This is a genomic window from Methylopila sp. 73B (assembly GCF_000526315.1).
Lineage (GTDB): Bacteria > Pseudomonadota > Alphaproteobacteria > Rhizobiales > Methylopilaceae > Methylopila.
Genome location: NZ_JAFV01000001.1, coordinates 53152 through 69755 on the forward strand (window position 1 = coordinate 53152; position 16604 = coordinate 69755).

General features: G+C 68.5%; 10 protein-coding genes and 1 pseudogene. 7 read left to right on the plus strand and 4 right to left on the minus strand.

Annotated elements, in window-relative coordinates; translation table 11 throughout:
- Positions 1–75: 75 nt before the first annotated feature.
- The 4 genes from K244_RS0100255 to K244_RS0100270 all read left to right on the plus strand — a co-directional run bounded on the left by K244_RS0100255 (position 76) and on the right by K244_RS0100270 (position 10872).
- Complete coding sequence (locus K244_RS0100255; protein ID WP_245259716.1) at positions 76–309, plus strand: hypothetical protein; 234 nt, start codon at positions 76–78, stop codon at positions 307–309.
- The gene (locus tag K244_RS0100260) at positions 306–488 is read left to right on the plus strand and encodes a hypothetical protein (RefSeq protein ID WP_020184229.1); all 183 of its coding nucleotides are present in this window, start codon (positions 306–308) and stop codon (positions 486–488) included. Before K244_RS0100255 ends, K244_RS0100260 begins: the two co-directional genes overlap by 4 nt.
- Positions 489–786: 298 nt before the next feature.
- Positions 787–9267: a glucoamylase family protein gene (locus K244_RS0100265; protein ID WP_245259717.1), complete on the plus strand. Its 8481-nt coding sequence runs from the start codon at positions 787–789 to the stop codon at positions 9265–9267.
- A gap of 222 nt (positions 9268–9489) precedes the next feature.
- On the plus strand, positions 9490–10872 hold the full coding sequence (locus tag K244_RS0100270) for an IS1182 family transposase (protein WP_020184231.1): 1383 nt from the start codon (positions 9490–9492) through the stop codon (positions 10870–10872).
- A gap of 131 nt (positions 10873–11003) precedes the next feature.
- On the opposite strand, the gene K244_RS0100275 is transcribed toward K244_RS0100270, so the two are convergent.
- Entirely contained in the window at positions 11004–11927 is a 924-nt protein-coding gene (locus K244_RS0100275) for an AraC family transcriptional regulator (RefSeq protein ID WP_020184232.1), read from the minus strand.
- 159 nt (positions 11928–12086) lie between these two features.
- Between K244_RS0100275 and K244_RS0100280 the strand changes: the two genes are divergently transcribed.
- On the plus strand, positions 12087–12839 hold the full coding sequence (locus K244_RS0100280) for a glucose 1-dehydrogenase (protein ID WP_020184233.1): 753 nt from the start codon (positions 12087–12089) through the stop codon (positions 12837–12839).
- A gap of 201 nt (positions 12840–13040) precedes the next feature.
- Here the strand turns inward: K244_RS0100280 and K244_RS0100285 are convergent, their stop codons facing one another.
- Positions 13041–14723 (minus strand): hypothetical protein, encoded by a 1683-nt coding sequence (locus tag K244_RS0100285; protein ID WP_020184234.1) that lies wholly within the window; start codon positions 14721–14723, stop codon positions 13041–13043.
- A gap of 484 nt (positions 14724–15207) precedes the next feature.
- Between K244_RS0100285 and K244_RS21170 the strand changes: the two are divergent.
- Positions 15208–15438 (plus strand): annotated as a pseudogene (locus K244_RS21170) (ATP-binding protein); the annotation flags it as partial.
- A 138-nt stretch (positions 15439–15576) separates the two neighbouring features.
- Here the strand turns inward: K244_RS21170 and K244_RS0100295 are convergent.
- Together K244_RS0100295 and K244_RS23310 are read right to left on the minus strand one after the other, a co-directional pair.
- Positions 15577–15861, minus strand: a complete 285-nt coding sequence (locus K244_RS0100295; RefSeq protein WP_020184236.1) for an IS630 transposase-related protein — start codon at positions 15859–15861, stop codon at positions 15577–15579.
- Positions 15862–15904: 43 nt separating this feature from the next.
- Entirely contained in the window at positions 15905–16192 is a 288-nt protein-coding gene (locus K244_RS23310; RefSeq protein ID WP_155931474.1) for a hypothetical protein, read from the minus strand.
- Positions 16193–16303: 111 nt separating this feature from the next.
- Here K244_RS23310 and K244_RS0100305 point away from each other — a divergent pair, with 111 nt between their 5' ends.
- Entirely contained in the window at positions 16304–16603 is a 300-nt protein-coding gene (locus K244_RS0100305) for a hypothetical protein (RefSeq protein WP_020184238.1), read from the plus strand.
- The last annotated feature ends 1 nt before the right edge of the window (position 16604 follow it).

The window sequence follows — 16604 nt, forward strand, 5'->3', positions numbered from 1 at the left end:
AGAGGGTGCGTCTGTCGCGAAATCGTCGGGGACAGGCGGGTTGGATGACTGCTATGCCGGCCCATGGCGACCGAGATGATTCACATCGTACTGACCTGGAGCGCCGACAAGCGCGGCAAGCTGCGGGCGGAAACGCCCATGAAATTCAAGACCGCAGCGGAAGCCAGGGGCCGGGCCGAACGATCGGAAAGCCGCTTCGCGGGCGTCGTCGCGCTGAGCCAGGGCTACGACGTCGACACCGAGCAGGCCGACGAGAACCCTGTGGTGCTGTTCCGAGCCGGCCGGACGCCGGCGGAGTTCGACGAGTGAGGCCCTCGCACGACATCGTCGATATCCTCAGGGCCGCGGCCGCGATGACGGGAGACCTGACGCCCGCCGAGACGTCGCAGTTGTTTCAGGATGCGGCCCAGATGATCGAGTCACTCAGGGCGCTCGTGAACGTTCAGAATGAGCTTCTTGAAGACGGCACGTCGGCGGGAAGTTCCTGACGCGAAGATATGGCGCAGACTTCTGGTTTCGCGTTTGGACGGGAATTCAGCAGAGTCAACGACCCAATTGCTGTCCAAGTGAGATTTATCCCGCAATCGCCGTATCAATCCGGCATGCTTGCGTCCATTTTGGGGGTGACGCGTCTGTGCGCGGCCACACCGAAAGCAGTCCGTTTCTCCTGTCAGAGCCGGCCAGGGCTTTCGATCCGACAGGACACGGGACGGCTCGCCTCGTGCTCAGGTCGGCGCCAAAGGGGCGCCTATGCTGGATCTCTCGCGAGGTCTCTTCGCGCGCCGCATGTCCGAAGGGGTGTGGACCGATCGTTCGCCAGTGCGCGAGGAGCTGTTCGGGGCGGAGCGCCTCGAGCAGCACGCCGCGACGCTTGCTGCGGCCCAGCACGTCACCGCCAAGCCGCTGCGCGTGCGATCACTGCGTGACCGGCTGGATGAGAACGCCGCCACGCTGCTCGCTGCCTACAAGACCAGCGCCGCGGAGCTTGAGGGTGGGCGTGGCGTCACACCCGCGGCCGAGTGGCTGCTCGACAATTACCACCTCGTGGAAGACCAGATCCGCGAGATCCGCGAAGATCTGCCGGGGGGGTATTACCGCCAGCTGCCGAAGCTTTCAGGGGGGCCGTTCGTCGGCTATCCGCGCGTATTTGGGCTCGCCTGGGCCTACGTCGCCCACACCGACAGTCACTTCGATCCCGAGATCCTCACGCGTTTCGTCGCCGCCTATCAGCGGGTGCAGCCGCTCACGATCGGCGAGCTGTGGGCGGTGGCGATCACGATCCGCATCGTCCTGATCGAAAATCTCCGGAGGCTCGCCGATCAGATCAGCGTCGCCCGCACGGCGCGCGCCGACGCCGAAGGCCTCGCGAACCGGCTTCTGGCGTCCGGCGGCGCGCAGTCCGCGCTCGACGCCGACATCGTCACGCGCGCGTCCGGCCCGGTCTCCGAGCTGTTCGCCGCCCAGCTCGCAAAACGATTGCGCGATCAGGACCCACGCACCAATCCGGCGCTGGAATGGCTGGACCAGCGGTTGACGCTGCAGGGGTCGTCGATCGACGAGTCCGTCCGGCACGCCCAGATGCGCCAGGGCGCGTCGAACGTCACGATCCGGAACGTGATCACCAGCATGCGGCTGATTTCCGACATCGACTGGGCGGAGCTGTTCGAAAGCGTCAGCCTGGTGGACGAGCGGCTGCGGCGCGAAAGCGATTTCGCGGCGATGGATTTTGCGACCCGCAATCTCTACCGCAGCGCGATCGAGCAACTCGCGCGCGGCTCGTCCGCCAGCGAGCTCGAGGTCGCCGATGCGGCTCTCGCGGCGTCGCGGCCCGACGGGGCGGAGCCTTCGGCTGAAGCGGAGCGCGTCCGCGATCCTGGCTTCCACCTGATCGCCGAAGGTCGCCCGGAGCTTGAACGGACGATCGGCTTCCGCGCGTCGCCGCGGCTGTGGCTGAACCGGTTCAGCATCCGGCTCGGCATCGGCGGCTATGTCGGCGCGATCCTCCTGGTCTCGGCCGCGCTGCTCGGCGGCGTCGTCTGGGCGATGGTCTCGGCGGGAGGCGGAGTGATCTGGCCGCTGGTTGTGGCTCTGCTCGGCGTCATTCCCGCGACCGAGGTCGCGAGAGCGCTCGTCAACCGCCTGATCGGCTGGAGCTTCGGGGCGAACGCGCTGCCCGGGCTCGATCTCTCCGGCGGCGTGCCGCCTGAGCTGCGGACCCTGGTCGTGATGCCGACCCTGCTCACCGGCGACGCCGACCTCGCCGAGCAGATCGCGCGCCTCGAAGTGCATTTTCTTGCGGGCGGCCGTGGCGACATGTCGTTCGCCATCGTCCTCGACGGCGTCGACGCGGACCGCGAGAGCCTCGACAGTGACGCGGCGTCGCTCACATCGGCCGCCGTCGCGATCGCGCGGCTGAACGCGACGCACGGCCCGGCGCCGGCCGGCGACCGCTTCCTGCTGCTTCATCGCCGTCGCGTGTTCAACGCCGCCGAGGGCGTGTGGATGGGCTGGGAGCGCAAGCGCGGCAAGCTGCACGAGCTGAACCGGCTGCTGCGCGGCGCGACCGATACGACCTTCATATCCGTCGACGGACGTCCGCCGCGGGTCCCGCCGGACGTGCGCTACGTCATCACCCTCGACGCGGACACCCGCCTGCCGCGCGACGCCGCCAGCCGCCTGATCGGTAAGATGGCGCATCCGCTGAACCGGCCGAGCTTCGATCCCGCCGGAAGACGCGTGGTCGGCGGCTACGGCATCCTTCAACCGCGCGTGACGCCATCCCTGCCCATCGGACAGGAAGGCTCGGCCTACCAGCGGGCGTTCTCGGCGCCCGGGGGCGTCGATCCCTACGCGGCCGCCGTCTCGGACGTCTATCAGGACCTGTTCGGCGAGGGATCCTACACCGGCAAGGGCATCTACGACGTCGACGCCTTCGAGGCGGCGCTCGCGGGCCGCACGCCCGACAACGCGATGCTGAGCCACGATTTGTTCGAGGGCGTCTTCGCGCGCGCAGGGCTCGCATCCGACGTCGAGTTGATCGAGGATTTCCCGGCCCGCTACGACGTCGCGGCGCGGCGGCAGCACCGCTGGACGCGCGGCGACTGGCAGTTGCTCCCGTGGGTGTTGGGCGTCGGGCAGGGCGTCGGCGGCCTGCCGGCCGTCGGCCGCGGCAAGATGCTCGACAATCTGCGCCGCTCGCTTCTCGCGCCCGCGGCGCTGGCGACGCTCGGCGCGTGCTGGCTCGCGCCGGCGAGCGCGGCCGCATGGGGCGTGCTGTTCCTCGTCCTGGCGCTCGCCATCCCGACGGCGCTTCACGTGGTCTTCACGGTCGTGCCGGGTCGGGCGGGGATCCATCTCGGCGCCCACAACCGCGTGCTGCTGGGCGACCTCAGGCTCACCGCGACGCAGATCGGCCTGTCGCTCGCCTTCCTGCCGGATCAGGCGTGGCGCGCGGGCGACGCGATCGCGCGCACGCTCGACCGCGTGTTCCGGACCCGCCGTCTGCTGCTCGAATGGACGACGGCCGCGCAGTCGACCGCCGCTCCGCGCCTGAGCGTGGGCGGCTTCTACCGGATGATGGCGGGCGGGACCGGCCTCGGGCTTGGGCTCGCGGCCCTCTGCCTTGCGCTTGCGCCGGGGGCCTGGGCGTTGATCCTGCCGTTCGCCGCACTGTGGGCGGCGGCGCCCGCGATCGCGCGCTGGTCGAGCTGCGCGCCGAGCGTCCCGTCGGATCTCGCGGTCTCGCCCGACGACGCGCGCGAACTTCGGTTGATCGCCCGCAGGACGTGGCGGTTTTTCGAGACCTTCGTGACGCCGGCCGACAACATGCTGCCGCCGGACAACTTCCAGGAAGACCCCCGTCCGGTCATCGCGCGGCGCACCTCGCCGACCAACATCGGGCTCTACCTGCTGTCGGCGGTGGCGGCGCGCGACTTCGGCTGGGCCGGCACGGCCGAGACGCTCGACCGGCTCGAGGCGACCTTCGCGTCGCTTCGAAAGCTCGAGCGCCATCGCGGGCACTTCCTGAACTGGTACGGGACCGAAGACCTCGAACCTCTCATCCCGGCCTATGTCTCGACGGTCGACAGCGGAAACCTGGCGGGGCACCTCATCGCGCTCGCCAACGCCTGCGAGGAGTGGGCCGGGGAGCCCGCCGCGCCTTCGGTGCGGCGGGGGCTCGCCGACAACCTCGCCCTGGCCCGCCGGAGCCTCGCCACGCTCGCGTCGGGAAAGGACGCTCACGCCGGGCGGATCGCCGCGCTGCTCGACGAGATCGACGCCCAGCTGAAGGGCGGCGTCGCGATCCCGACGCTCGCGCCCGCTTTGACGCGGCTCGCCGCCAAGGTGCTGAAGCTCGCGGGCGACGCGCCGCCGGAAGCGTCGGGGGGAGCCTCGGACTTCGTGTTCTGGATCAGGGCGTTCGCGCGCGCAGTCGCCGAGCACGCCAGGAACGACGCGTCCGAAAGCCCCGCCTCTGCGCTCGGGCGGAGGGCGGCCGCGATCGCCGCGGAGGCGCGGGACACCGCTCTGGCGATGGATTTCGCGTTCCTGCTCGATCCGGAACGCAAGCTTCTGTCGATCGGCTACCTGCTGCCGGACAACCGCCTGGACACGAGCTGCTACGACCTGCTCGCCTCCGAGGCGCGCCTCGCCAGCCTGTTCGCCATCGCCAAGGGCGACGCCCCGACGCGGCACTGGTTCCGTCTCGGCCGCACCGCGACCCCGGTCGGCGGCGCCTCCGCGCTGATCTCCTGGTCGGGCTCGATGTTCGAGTATCTGATGCCGTCGCTCGTCATGCGCGCGCCGGCCGGCAGCCTGCTCGAGCAGACCAACCGCCTGATCGTTCGGCGCCAGCAGGAGTACGGAAGGTCGCTCGGGGTTCCGTGGGGCGTTTCGGAGTCGGCCTACAACGCCCGCGATCTCGAGTTCACCTACCAGTATCTGAACTTCGGCGTGCCGGGCCTCGGGCTGAAGCGGGGCCTCGCCGAGAACGCCGTGTTCGCGCCTTACGCGACCGCGCTCGCCGCCATGGTGGACCCGCAGGGCGCGCTGGCGAACTTCGCCCGTCTCGCCGCGCTCGGCGCGAGCGGCCGCTATGGGTTCTACGACGCGATCGACTTCACCCGCACGCGTCTGCCCCAGGGCGCGAGCGTCGCGATCGTGCGCACCTTCATGGCCCATCACCAGGGAATGACGATCGTGTCCCTCGCGAACGTCCTGCATGAGGGCCGGATGCGCGCGCGCTTCCATCGCGAGCCGATGATCCAGGCCTGTGACCTGCTGATGCAGGAGCGCATGCCGCGGGACGTCGCAGTCCTCCAGTCGCGGGCCGATGAGGTCAGGGCCTCGCCAGAACAGGTCGTGACGGCCTCGGTCCTGCGGCATGTGACGCCGTCCGCCGGCGGCGCTCCGGTGACGCATGTGCTCTCGAACGGCCGCTACGCCGTCATGTTGACCGCCGAAGGCGCCGGCTACAGCCGCTGGCGCGATCTTGCGGTGACCCGCTGGCGCGGCGACGCCACGCGCGACGACCTCGGGTCCTTCGTGACGCTGCGCGACGTCGCGACCGGCCGGATCTGGTCGGCCGCAGCGCAGCCGCTCAAGTCGGCCGCGGACCACCAGGAGGTTGTGTTCGGCGAGGACCAGGCGAGCTTCATCCGTCGCGACGGGCCGCTGACGACCATCATGGAGACGATCGTCTCGGGAGAGGTCGACGGCGAGGTGCGGCGGGTCACGCTGACCAACGCCGGCCGGACTCCCTTCGAGATCGACCTGACGTCTTACTCCGAGATCGTGCTGGCGCCTCCCGCCGCCGACGCCGCGCATCCGGCCTTCGCCAAGCTGTTCGTCGTGACCGAGCATCTGCCCGAGTTCGGCGCGCTGGTGGCCACGCGCCGGCCGCGGGCGAACGGCGAGGCGGCGATCTGCGCGGCGCACTTCGCGGTCGTGGAAGGCGCCGAGTCCGCCGATCCCGGGTACGAGACCGATCGCGCGACATTCCTCGGACGCAGCCTCGCGCCCGCCGAGGCCTTCGCGCGCAACGCCTCCCGGCCGCTCTCGAACACCGTGGGCGCCGTGCTCGACCCGGTGTTCGCCATCCGGCGCCGGGTGGTGGTTCCGGCCGGAGGCCAGGCGCGCGTCGCGTTCTGGACCGTCGTGGCGAACGCGCGCGAGGAGCTGCTCGACCTCGTCGACACGCATCACGACCGCAGCGCGTTCGACCGGGCCAAGACGCTCGCCTGGACGCAGGCCCAGGTGCAGCTTCGTCATCTCGACGTGAGCGCCGACGAGGCCGCCGACTTCCAGCGGCTTGCGGCGCCGCTGCTTTACCCGGACGCGCGCTTCCGGGCCGCGTCAGACGCGATCGTCCGGGGCGCCGGTCCCCAGTCCGGGCTCTGGCCCTACGCGATCTCCGGCGATCTGCCGATCGTCGTGCTGCGGATCGACGACGTCGAGGACATGGCCCAGGTCCATCAGTTGTTGCGGGCCCATGAGTACTGGCGGATGAAGCGGATTTCGATCGATCTCATCATCATCAACGAGCACGCCTCGTCCTACCTCCAGGACCTGCAGATCGCGATCGACACCGCCGTCCGCAGCAGCCAGTCGCGGCCGCGGCTTGGCGACGCGGCGGCGCTGGGTTCGGTCTACACCTTGCGCGCCGACCTGCTCCCGACCGAGGCCCTCGCCCTCCTGGTCTCGGTCGCGCGGGTCACTCTGACGGCCCGACGCGGTCCGATCGCGGCGAAGATGCTGCGGCTTCTCGGCCCCGCGCCGTTCGCCGCGCCTGCGCCACGCAAGACGCCGGCGGCGACCAGCACGGCCGCGCAGCGCGCCCCGGCGACCAACGGGCTCGAGTTCTTCAACGGGCTCGGCGGCTTTGGCGACAACGGCCGCGAATATGTCGTCGTGCTCGACGGCGGCCGCACGACGCCGGCGCCATGGATCAACGTGATCGCCAATCCGGCGTTCGGCTTCCAGGTCTCGGCCGGCGGCAGCGGCTCGACCTGGTCGGAGAACAGCCGCGAGAACCAGCTGACGCCCTGGTCGAACGACCCGGTGATGGACCCGGCCGGCGAGGCGATCTACGTCCGCGACGAGGAGACCGGCGACGTCTGGACTCCGACCGCGCAGCCGATCTGCGACGGCGGACTCTACGTCGCGCGGCATCGCTTCGGCTCCAGCCGCTTCGAGCACGAGGCGCATGGCGTCGCCCTCGAGCTCACGCAGTTCGTGGCTCCGGCCGACCCGATCAAGATCTCCCGGCTAACGCTTCGGAACACGTCCGGCCGTCCGCGGCGCGTGTCCGTGACGGCGTTCGCCGAGTGGGCTCTCGGGACCGCCCGCGGACCGTCCGCGCCGTTCGTGACGACCGAGGTCGATCGTGACACCGGCGCGCTGTTCGCGCGCAATCCCTGGGGTTCGACGTTTCCCGGCCGCGTCGCCTTCGCCGACCTTTCCGGCCGCCAGACCGGCTTCACGGCCGACCGCGGTGAGTTCCTTGGCCGCAACGGCGGTCCCGAAGCGCCGGCCGCGCTGTTCCGCGACCGGCCGCTCTCCGGCGCGACCGGCGCCGGGCTCGACCCCTGCGCGGCGCTCTCGACCAGCGTCGCGCTCAAAATCGACGAAAGCGTCGAGATCGTCTGGTTCCTGGGTCAATGCCGCTCAGAGGAGGACGCGCGCGCGCTCGTGCGCCGCTACCGCGCCGCCGACCTCGACGCCGTGCTGGCGGAGGTCGCAGATGGCTGGAGAGCGCGGCTGGGAGCCGTTCAGGTCCGCACGCCGGACCGCGCGATGGACATCATGCTCAACGGCTGGCTGCTCTATCAGGCGCTCGCGTGCCGCATCTGGGCGCGTTCGGGCTTCTATCAAGCGAGCGGCGCCTACGGGTTCCGCGACCAGATGCAGGACGGCATGGCGCTGTCGCTGATCGATCCGGCGGAGACGCGCAGCCACCTGCTGCGCGCCGCAAGCCGCCAGTTCCCGGAAGGCGACGTGCAGCATTGGTGGCTGCCGCACTCGGGCCAGGGGGTGCGCACGCGGATCTCCGACGACCGGGTCTGGCTGGCCTACGCCGCCGCGACCTACGTCGCGACCTCCGGCGACGCCGCAGTCCTCGACGAGGAGACGAGCTTCCTCGAAGGGCCCCTGCTGAAAGCCGGCGAGCACGACGCCTTCTTCCAGCCGATGGCGTCGGACGAACGCGCCTCGCTGTTCGAGCATTGCGCGCGCGGCCTCGACCAGTGCGTCGAACTCACCGGATCGCATGGCCTGCCGCTGATGGGCTCGGGCGACTGGAACGACGGCATGAACCGCGTCGGCGAGGGCGGACGGGGCGAGAGCGTCTGGCTCGGCTGGCTGTTCGTCCGCACGGTCGCCCTGTTTGCGCCGCTCGCCGCGAGCCGCGATCCGGAGCGCGCCGCGCGCTGGCGAGCCCACGCCGAAAGCGTGCGCGCCGCGATCGAACGCGAGGCCTGGGACGGCGACTGGTACCGCCGCGCGACCTTCGACGACGGGACGTGGCTGGGATCGGCCGACAGCGACGAATGCCGCATCGACCAGATCGCGCAGTCCTGGGCGGTTCTGTCCGGCGCCGCCGACCCGGAACGGGCGGCCCGCGCGATGGCGTCGGTCGACGAACGGCTGATCCGGCGCGAGGACGGCGTCGCGGTGCTGTTCGCGCCGCCGTTCGTCTCGACCCCGCACGATCCCGGCTACATCAAGGGCTATCCGGCGGGCCTGCGAGAGAACGGCGGGCAGTACTCCCACGCCGCGATGTGGTCGATCCTCGCCTTCGCCAAGCTCGGCGACGGAGCCAGGGCCCATGGCCTGTTCGCCCTGCTGAACCCGATCAACCACGCGCTCGATGGCGCGGGGACCGAGCGCTACAAGGTCGAGCCCTACGTGCTGGCGGCCGACGTCTATTCCGTCGCGCCGCATGTCGGACGCGGCGGCTGGACCTGGTACACGGGTTCCGCCGCGTGGATGTACCGCGCGGGACTCGAGGGAATTCTTGGCGTCACCCGCGAAGGCGAACATCTGCGCATAGCGCCGGTGATCCCGCCGTCGTGGGCTGGGTTCGAGGCGACCCTAACAATTGGCGCCACGGTCTACCGGTTAAGGGTGCAGCGGCCTGAGGCTGCCGACGACAAGCCCTGGCGGTGCACCCTCGACGGAGCATCGCTCGATCGGGCCGACGACGGCGTACTGATCCCGCTCGATGGACTCGACCATGAGCTGACCCTCACGGCAGGTGCCGCCGCATAGAAACCGCCGACGAAGTTCGCACCGAAGAACCGCGGTCGGCAGGCAGTGAAAGCCGGAGTGTCAGCCCTTAGGCATAGGCCCCGGCTGCCCGACATCTGTCGGTGGTTGCGGTTGAGCGACCTTCCGGCCGTCCGCAATGGGTCGATTCCGTTGAAAAACTCGGCCATTGAAGCGATGCAGCGTCGCTGATTCACTTCGCTCTATGAGCGGAGGGCGGCGGCGATGATGGGCGAGCGGCAAGTCGACCAAGCGGCGCTGTTCTATGAGTTCTCTCTCGAGCGGCATGTGCCGCAAGATCACCTGCTGAGGGCGATCGACCGGTTCGTCGACCTGTCAGAGGTGCGGCGGGATCTGGCTCCCTTCTATAGCTCGATCGGGCGTCCTTCGATCGACCCTGAGCTGCTGATCCGGATGCTGCTGGTCGGCTACTGCTTCGGCGTCCGGTCTGAGCGGCGGTTGTGCGAGGAGGTTCATCTGAACCTCGCCTATCGCTGGTTCTGCGGGCTCGGCCTCGACGGCGACGTGCCGGACCACTCGACCTTCTCGAAGAACCGTCATGGCCGCTTCCGCGACAGCGACCTGCTGCGCAAGCTGTTCGAGACGGTCGTCCGGCGCTGCATGGCTGAGGGGCTTGTGGGCGGCGACGGCTTCGCGGTCGACGCCAGCCTGATCCGGGCCGACGCCAACCGTCAGCGCTCGGCGGAAGGCACGGACGAGGTCGACTGGGAAGAGTTGGCCGCGACGCGGCGCGCAGTCCGCGAGTACCTCGACACGCTCGACAATGCGGCCTGGGGCGCGGCGAGCCCGACGACGCCGAAGTTCGTCTCGCGGTCGGATCCGGCCGCGCAGTGGACCGGCGCACACAAGGGCCACGCCTTCTTCGCCTACGCCACCAACTACCTGATCGACCTCGACCACGCGGTGATCGTCGACGTCGAGCCCAGCCGCGCCATCCGGCAGGCCGAGGTCGGCTCGGCCCGTACCATGATCAACCGGACCCAGGACCGCTTCGGGCTCTGGCCCGAGCGGCTCGCAGCCGACAGCGCCTATGGTGCGGCCGAGATGCTCGCCTGGCTGGTGCATGAGCGCGGGATCGAGCCGCACATCCCGGTGTTCGACAAGAGCGCTCGGACCGACGGCACGTTCAGCCGTTCGGACTTCCCCTATGACCACGCCCGCGATCTTTACACCTGCCCGGCCGGGAACGAACTGAGACCTCGCCAGAGGGTCTACCGAACCTCGGCTCCGCTCGTCGACGACGACGGCATGATGCGCTACCGCGCGAGCAAGTTCGACTGCGACGCCTGCTCCCTGAAACCGCAGTGCTGCCCAAACGCGCCGGCCCGGAAGATCCCTCGCTCGATCCACGAGGGCGCTCGCGACATGGCGAGGGACATTGCGAAGACCGACGCCTACACGGCCTCCCGGCGTGAGCGGAAGAAGGTCGAGATGCTGTTCGCGCACCTGAAGCGCATCCTGCGGCTCGACCGTCTAAGGCTTCGAGGGCCGTGCGGAGCCCGGGACGAGTTCCTGCTCGCCGCCACCGCCCAAAACCTCAGGAAGCTCGCAAAGATGGTCCTAGCGCCGAGCCCGATCCCGGCCTGAAAAGAGGAAAGGCCGCTCGTCTTCCGGCCGTCAGCTCGGATGCCCCGCCAAGCAACCGACTTCTTCAACGCAATCCGCCAGGAGCGGACGATGATGCATTCGCCGAAAGCGGACCCCTTCGCCTCGTGCCTCTACATCCCTCGGAGATGCTCAAGCGCACGGGGCGGTAGCTGATCGGAGTTCACGCTGCCCGGCGGCGGCTTGAAGCGCTCGACGTCGCGGACCGGCGGCATGCCGAACATGCGCGCGTATTCTCGGCTGAACTGCGAGGGGCTCTCGTAGCCGACCGAGAAGGCGATCGCCGCGGCGTCGCGAGGCTCGAACAGCAGCATCCTCCTTGCCTTCAGTAGGCGCAGCCGCTTCTGGTACTGGATCGGCGTCATCGCCGTGACCGCCCTGAAGTGGCGGTAAAAGGTCGCCACGCTCATGCCCACCGTCGTTGCAAGGGGCTCCACCCGGAAGGGCTCGGCGAAATGCGCCCGGATCCAGTCGATCGCGCGGCGTACCTGCGCCCAGCGGCTGTCGGCACGCGCCATCTCGCGCAGCACGTCGCCCTGTGGCCCCTGCAGGACGCGGAAGAGGATCTCGCGCTCAATCAGAGGCGCAAGCACCTGCGCCTCGTCAGGCTGGTCCATCAGCCTCATGAGACGGAGCCATGCGTCTATCAGCTCGGGAGTGGCCTTCGAGGCCTTGAACGACGCCGCGTTGCGGTCAGCTGACGTCCTGTCGGCGTCGGACAGCACGGTGGCGATGGTGGCGGGATCCAAAGCCAAGCTGAGCGCGAGATATGGCCGGCCCGGCCGGTCCGAACTGACCTGTCCGATGGCCGGGAGGTCGACGGGGACGACGAAGTAAGTCGCCTCCTCGAAGCCAAGGACCCGGTCCCCGACGGACAGGCTCTTCGCGCCCTGCAGGACGAGGTGGAGCATCGGCTCATAGACTTGGTCCGAGCAGGCCTCGGCGCGGACCATCGACACGCGAGGCAACCCGGTCGCAGTCCATGTGTCGCCCGCGCGCATGACAATGCGGCGCAGCTCGTCCATCGCGTCATTCATGTCCGGGAGGTGGGAAGCGCCCGGCGCTTCACAAGCGCGATGGAAGGAATAGGCAAGGATGCGCGAGGATGCGGCACGCAAGCGGGGTCGCCTCGCCCCACTTCAGGATCGACGACGAGGCCGGACTTCGCAACTCGCCCATCCAAGGAAAAATCCATCATGAAGCTGAACGGGAAAGTCGCCGTCGTGACCGGCGCGTCGAGCGGCATCGGCGCAGGCATCGCCAAGGCGCTCGGCGCGGAAGGTGCCTCGGTCGTCGTGAACTACGTGAAGAGCAAGCAGGGCGCCGACGCCGTCGCAGCGTCGATCGAGGCGGCGGGCGGGACGGCGGTCGCCGTCCAGGCCGATATGAGCAAGTCGTCCGACGTCGTGCGCCTCTTCGACCGCGTGAAGGCCGATCACGGCAAGCTGGACGTGCTGGTGAACAACGCGGGCGTCGCGGTGTTCGAAATGGTCGCCGACATGACCGAGGACGCTTTCCACAAACAGTTCGACGTCAACGTTCTCGGCTACTTCCTGGCGGTCCGCGAGGCGCTGAAGCACTTCGGCCCGGCCGGCGGCAGCATCATTAACATCAGCTCGATCCTGAGCACCGACCCCTACCTCGCATCCAGCGTCTACGCGGCGACTAAGGGGGCCGTCGATACGATGACGTTCGCGCTGGCCCGCGAGCTTGGAGCTCGGGGCATCCGAGTGAACTCCATCCTGCCAGGCCATACGAACACGCCCGCCACAGACGGCAACTTCGCCGGCGAATTCGGCGAGAAGCTGGTCGCAGGCACGCCGCTCGGCCGCTTCGGGGAGCCTGAAGACATTGCGCCGGTCGCGGTGTTTCTTGCGTCGGAGGACTCGCACTGGGTCACGGGCGAGTCGATCCGGGCGGCGGGCGGCGTGCGCGGGGTCGGATACTGAACGGCCGCAGACCCATCAACTGCGGCGCTCGTACACACGAGCGCCGCGTCGGTCGTGTCGCAGCCCTAAATCGCCAGCGAGGGGAGAACGCCATCGGAGGGCATCGACCCGCAGGGCGTCGCCTCCGCGCCGGGAGGGCGCGCTTGGTCGCGTTCCGATGAGCGGACCTATCAGAGGCCAGCTATGGGTCAGGCCCGGCTCTCAGGCCGCGGCCCAAACCTGATTGAGGATCTTGGCGGCGATCGCCGCTTTATCTTGCGGCAGGAAGCGTCCGTAGTGCTTGGCGATCATCTCCGGCGTATCCTGGATCGCGTAGCTCGCCTGCTCGTAGGAACCTGTCTGTTTAAGGATGTGCGTTGCGAGCACGTCCCGAACGTTGTGCGGGCCGTGCGGAAGCAGCCCTTCGATCGCGCCGCGGCCGGTGTAGGGATTGTAGATCCCATAGCGCTGAATCGTGAGGCGCCACGCCTCGTAGAAGGTCGTCTGATTGTAGGCGGCTTGCGCGCTCGTCCGCTTCACGGTCTTCACGAAGAACGTGCCGGGATCAGCAGCAGGACCCAGGAGACGCCGGCGATGCCGATCGACCCAGGCCTCGATCATCCCGTAGAGCCCGCCGAGGTCGGGCAGGACGAGCCGGAACGGCTTCGATCCGAAGAACGACGAATGGGCGTTCTTGAATGCGATCGACGGGATCAGCACCTCCCATCCTGCTTCCCGCGGGTTCCATCGCAGTTCACCGCGCCGCAACTCCTCAAGGCGTCGTTCGGTGGTCGGAATGCGGTCGCGCGGACAGACAAGAAGCTCCCTGAGATTGCGCTGGCGCAAACCGAGGTGCAGACCGAGCCGGAGCATCAGGAACGATCGGACGGCTTCGGCCGCCGCGCGCGGATGCGTCTTCTCGTTCGGCATCAACCTCACGATCTCGTCCGTGATCTTGCGGTACTCCGCGAGCGGGCTGGCGGCTTCGAGGACCGGCAGGATCGGCTCGAACGGATCCCGATGCACGCGGGCGACGCGGCTGATCTCCTTGATCCGACTGCGAGCGTGTCGATGCATGGCGTCGCATGCGCCATCCCAGTCGTCCTTTGCGGATGCGATGTCGTCCGACGACACCAGGTCGGGAATAGGCGCGAGATGTTCCGCGAGACTCGGCGTCTGCCGCAGCCAGCCGGTTTCGGCTCTGACGAGCGACAACACGATGGAGAGCATGTCCGCCTCCCACGCCGTGTAGAAGCCGCGGCGCTTCTCTCGCCAGGAGAGATACCAGTCCCAGACCGCCGGAAAGACGAGCAGGGCCAGGGTGAGCTTGTCCAGATCGACGCCGCAGCCGGCGACCTCGCTATCCGGGTCCGCGGCGAGGGCGCCGAACATCAACGCGAAGTGCTCGACTTTCTGCGCGGCCGTCTCGGCGTTCCACACCCCCGTGCGGCGCAAGCCTCGAGCCGTCAGGGTGGCGGTCTTGAACCGAATGAGATCCGCCATTTCTGATCTCAGGCGTTCCGGCGCGACGGTGAGGGCGCTGCTGCGTGCGGAGGGAAGCGTCACCCCCGCGCCGAGAAGCCTGGCGTTCAACCCGACGAAGCGCAGCGCGTAACGGGTCTTGCTGGCCGCCGCCTGGAAGCGGCGGTAATCGGTGGACCCGCTGATGACCACCTTTCGGACCCAGCTCAGGATCTCTTGCTGTTCCGCTGCGGAGCGGCGCGGAAAATCATCGGGAAGGTGCCACGCCAGCCGTCGGCGTTCGGATGGCGCGATGGGCGCGACGCCCTTAGCCGTCCTTGTGCGTCCTCGACCTTCGAGCTTCGCTTCGAAGTATCCGTCAGGCAGCCGATAGCGGCGCTCGATCGCTCGGAGGGCTGTGAAGCTGACGGCGTTCGAAGGCATGGAAGACCCCCTGCGCCACATCGCTAAGGCGTTCAGCGATGGAGTGGGACCGGCAACGAGGAGCGCGGCGTGAAGCGACCGCGGGCTGTCGCCATGCCGCGCCATGTGCAGACTTAAAGCTTCGCCCAAGTTCGACGGATCGCTCCATGTGGTCCGAAGCGGGCTCGGCTGGCCTTCGTTCTTCGGCGCGCGCTTCGCCTTTGCGTCTGCGGGAGGTCGGCGTGTTCTCCCGACAGGCGCGTCGGTCGCAGTGGCGGCATGCCGAGGTCGCGTCGGAGGATCGCCGGCGGCTCGGCAGATGGCGTCGCAGAGAGGCTGGAGATCACCGCGACATCGATCCAACGTCCTCGGTAGGCTCGCGGACAGAGCTAACCGTTCCGTCGGCCCGAACGCCTGCTCAGAGGCGCGGGAGGGAGCGCCTCGGAATGCAGGGCAACTTTCAGCTCACATCGGTTCAGATCGGCAAGATTGGAGAGGCCGTGGTCAGCTCGGCTACCTGCCGTTCGCGCAGTCCGGCGGGCAGCTCCTATTCCACCTGATCAGCCGCCTCTACGAACAAACTTCGATCATCGTCACCACCAACCTCGCCTTCGGCGAATGGCCGAGCGTGTTCGGCGACGCCAAGATGACCACTGCGCTGCTCGACCGGCTCACCCACCACTGCGACATCGTCGAGACCGGCAACGAAAGCTGGCGCTTCAAGAACCGCGCCTGACCTCCGTCCCCGAACCCAGCCCACTGGACGTCGATCCCGCCGACGCTGCGCAACCCCGATTAGCTCCGCGCCGGCGGGATCAACACCGCGCAGCCAGCTTCAGGGGGTCAACATTGGACGCCGATAAGGGGTCAAAGTTCAGCGCCGATTGACACTGATCTGCGCAGCAAGCTCAGTCAGCGTCATGTCGGTCGTGCGGGCGAGTTCCAGCACGTAGTCGCGGTGCGGATCGAGCTTCGAGCGCCGCGGCTGGCCCTGCCGGCCGGGCGTGCGGTCGCCGCTCTGGCGCGCCTGACGCACCCAGCGGATCGCCGTCGCGATCCCGACCCCGAACCGGGCCGCCGCATGCCGCGCCGGCGTCCCGTTCTTCAACGCCGCATCGATCACCCGGTCCCGAAGGTCTTGGCCGTACGCCCGAGCCATCCTTCATTCCTCCGCCGCATCAACGACAAAGGACTCGCACAGCTCAGGCGTCAGCGGAATCCCGCACCAGAATCGGAAAACGACGGACCCGCTCTAGCGGCGCTTGGCGGCTTCCCGCCAGATAGACGAGCGTCAAAAGGCGTTCGCAAAAACTGACGACCGTCAGGGCGTCGCGCCTGCGCGTGAAGCTTGATGCGGGTGAGGCGACATCCTGGGACTTCGTCGAAATGTCGGCCGGCCCACGATCGCGGCTGAAAAAGCGGACTATGCACACCGGTTCGGTGAACACGCTTCGGCATGTCTCGATGGCCGTCGCGATCGACGGATTCACGATCTCGGCGCTTCGCGCCGCCTCGATCTGACGCCTCCGCTGGCCGCCCGAAGCAGGTCCGGAGCGCGGATCGCATCTGCTTTCGCTGGGGCCTTTTGGAAGGATAAGCGAATGGTCAAGTTTGCACTTTTCGTCACCATGGAGGCCAAGCCCGGAAAAGAAGCGGAGGTCGAGGCGTTCCTGAAAGACGGCCTGCCAATTGTTCAAAACGAAGCGGGAACCGTCGTGTGGTTCGGCGCCCGCATGGGACCCTCGACGTTCGCAATCTTCGACGCGTTTCCCGATGAAGCGGGGCGGCAAGCGCACCTCTCCGGCCTTGTCGCGGCGGCTCTGATGGAGAAGACGCCCGAGCTTTTCGCCTCGGCTCCCCGGATCGAAAGGCTCGATGTGCTCGCGGCGAAGCTGCCCTGAG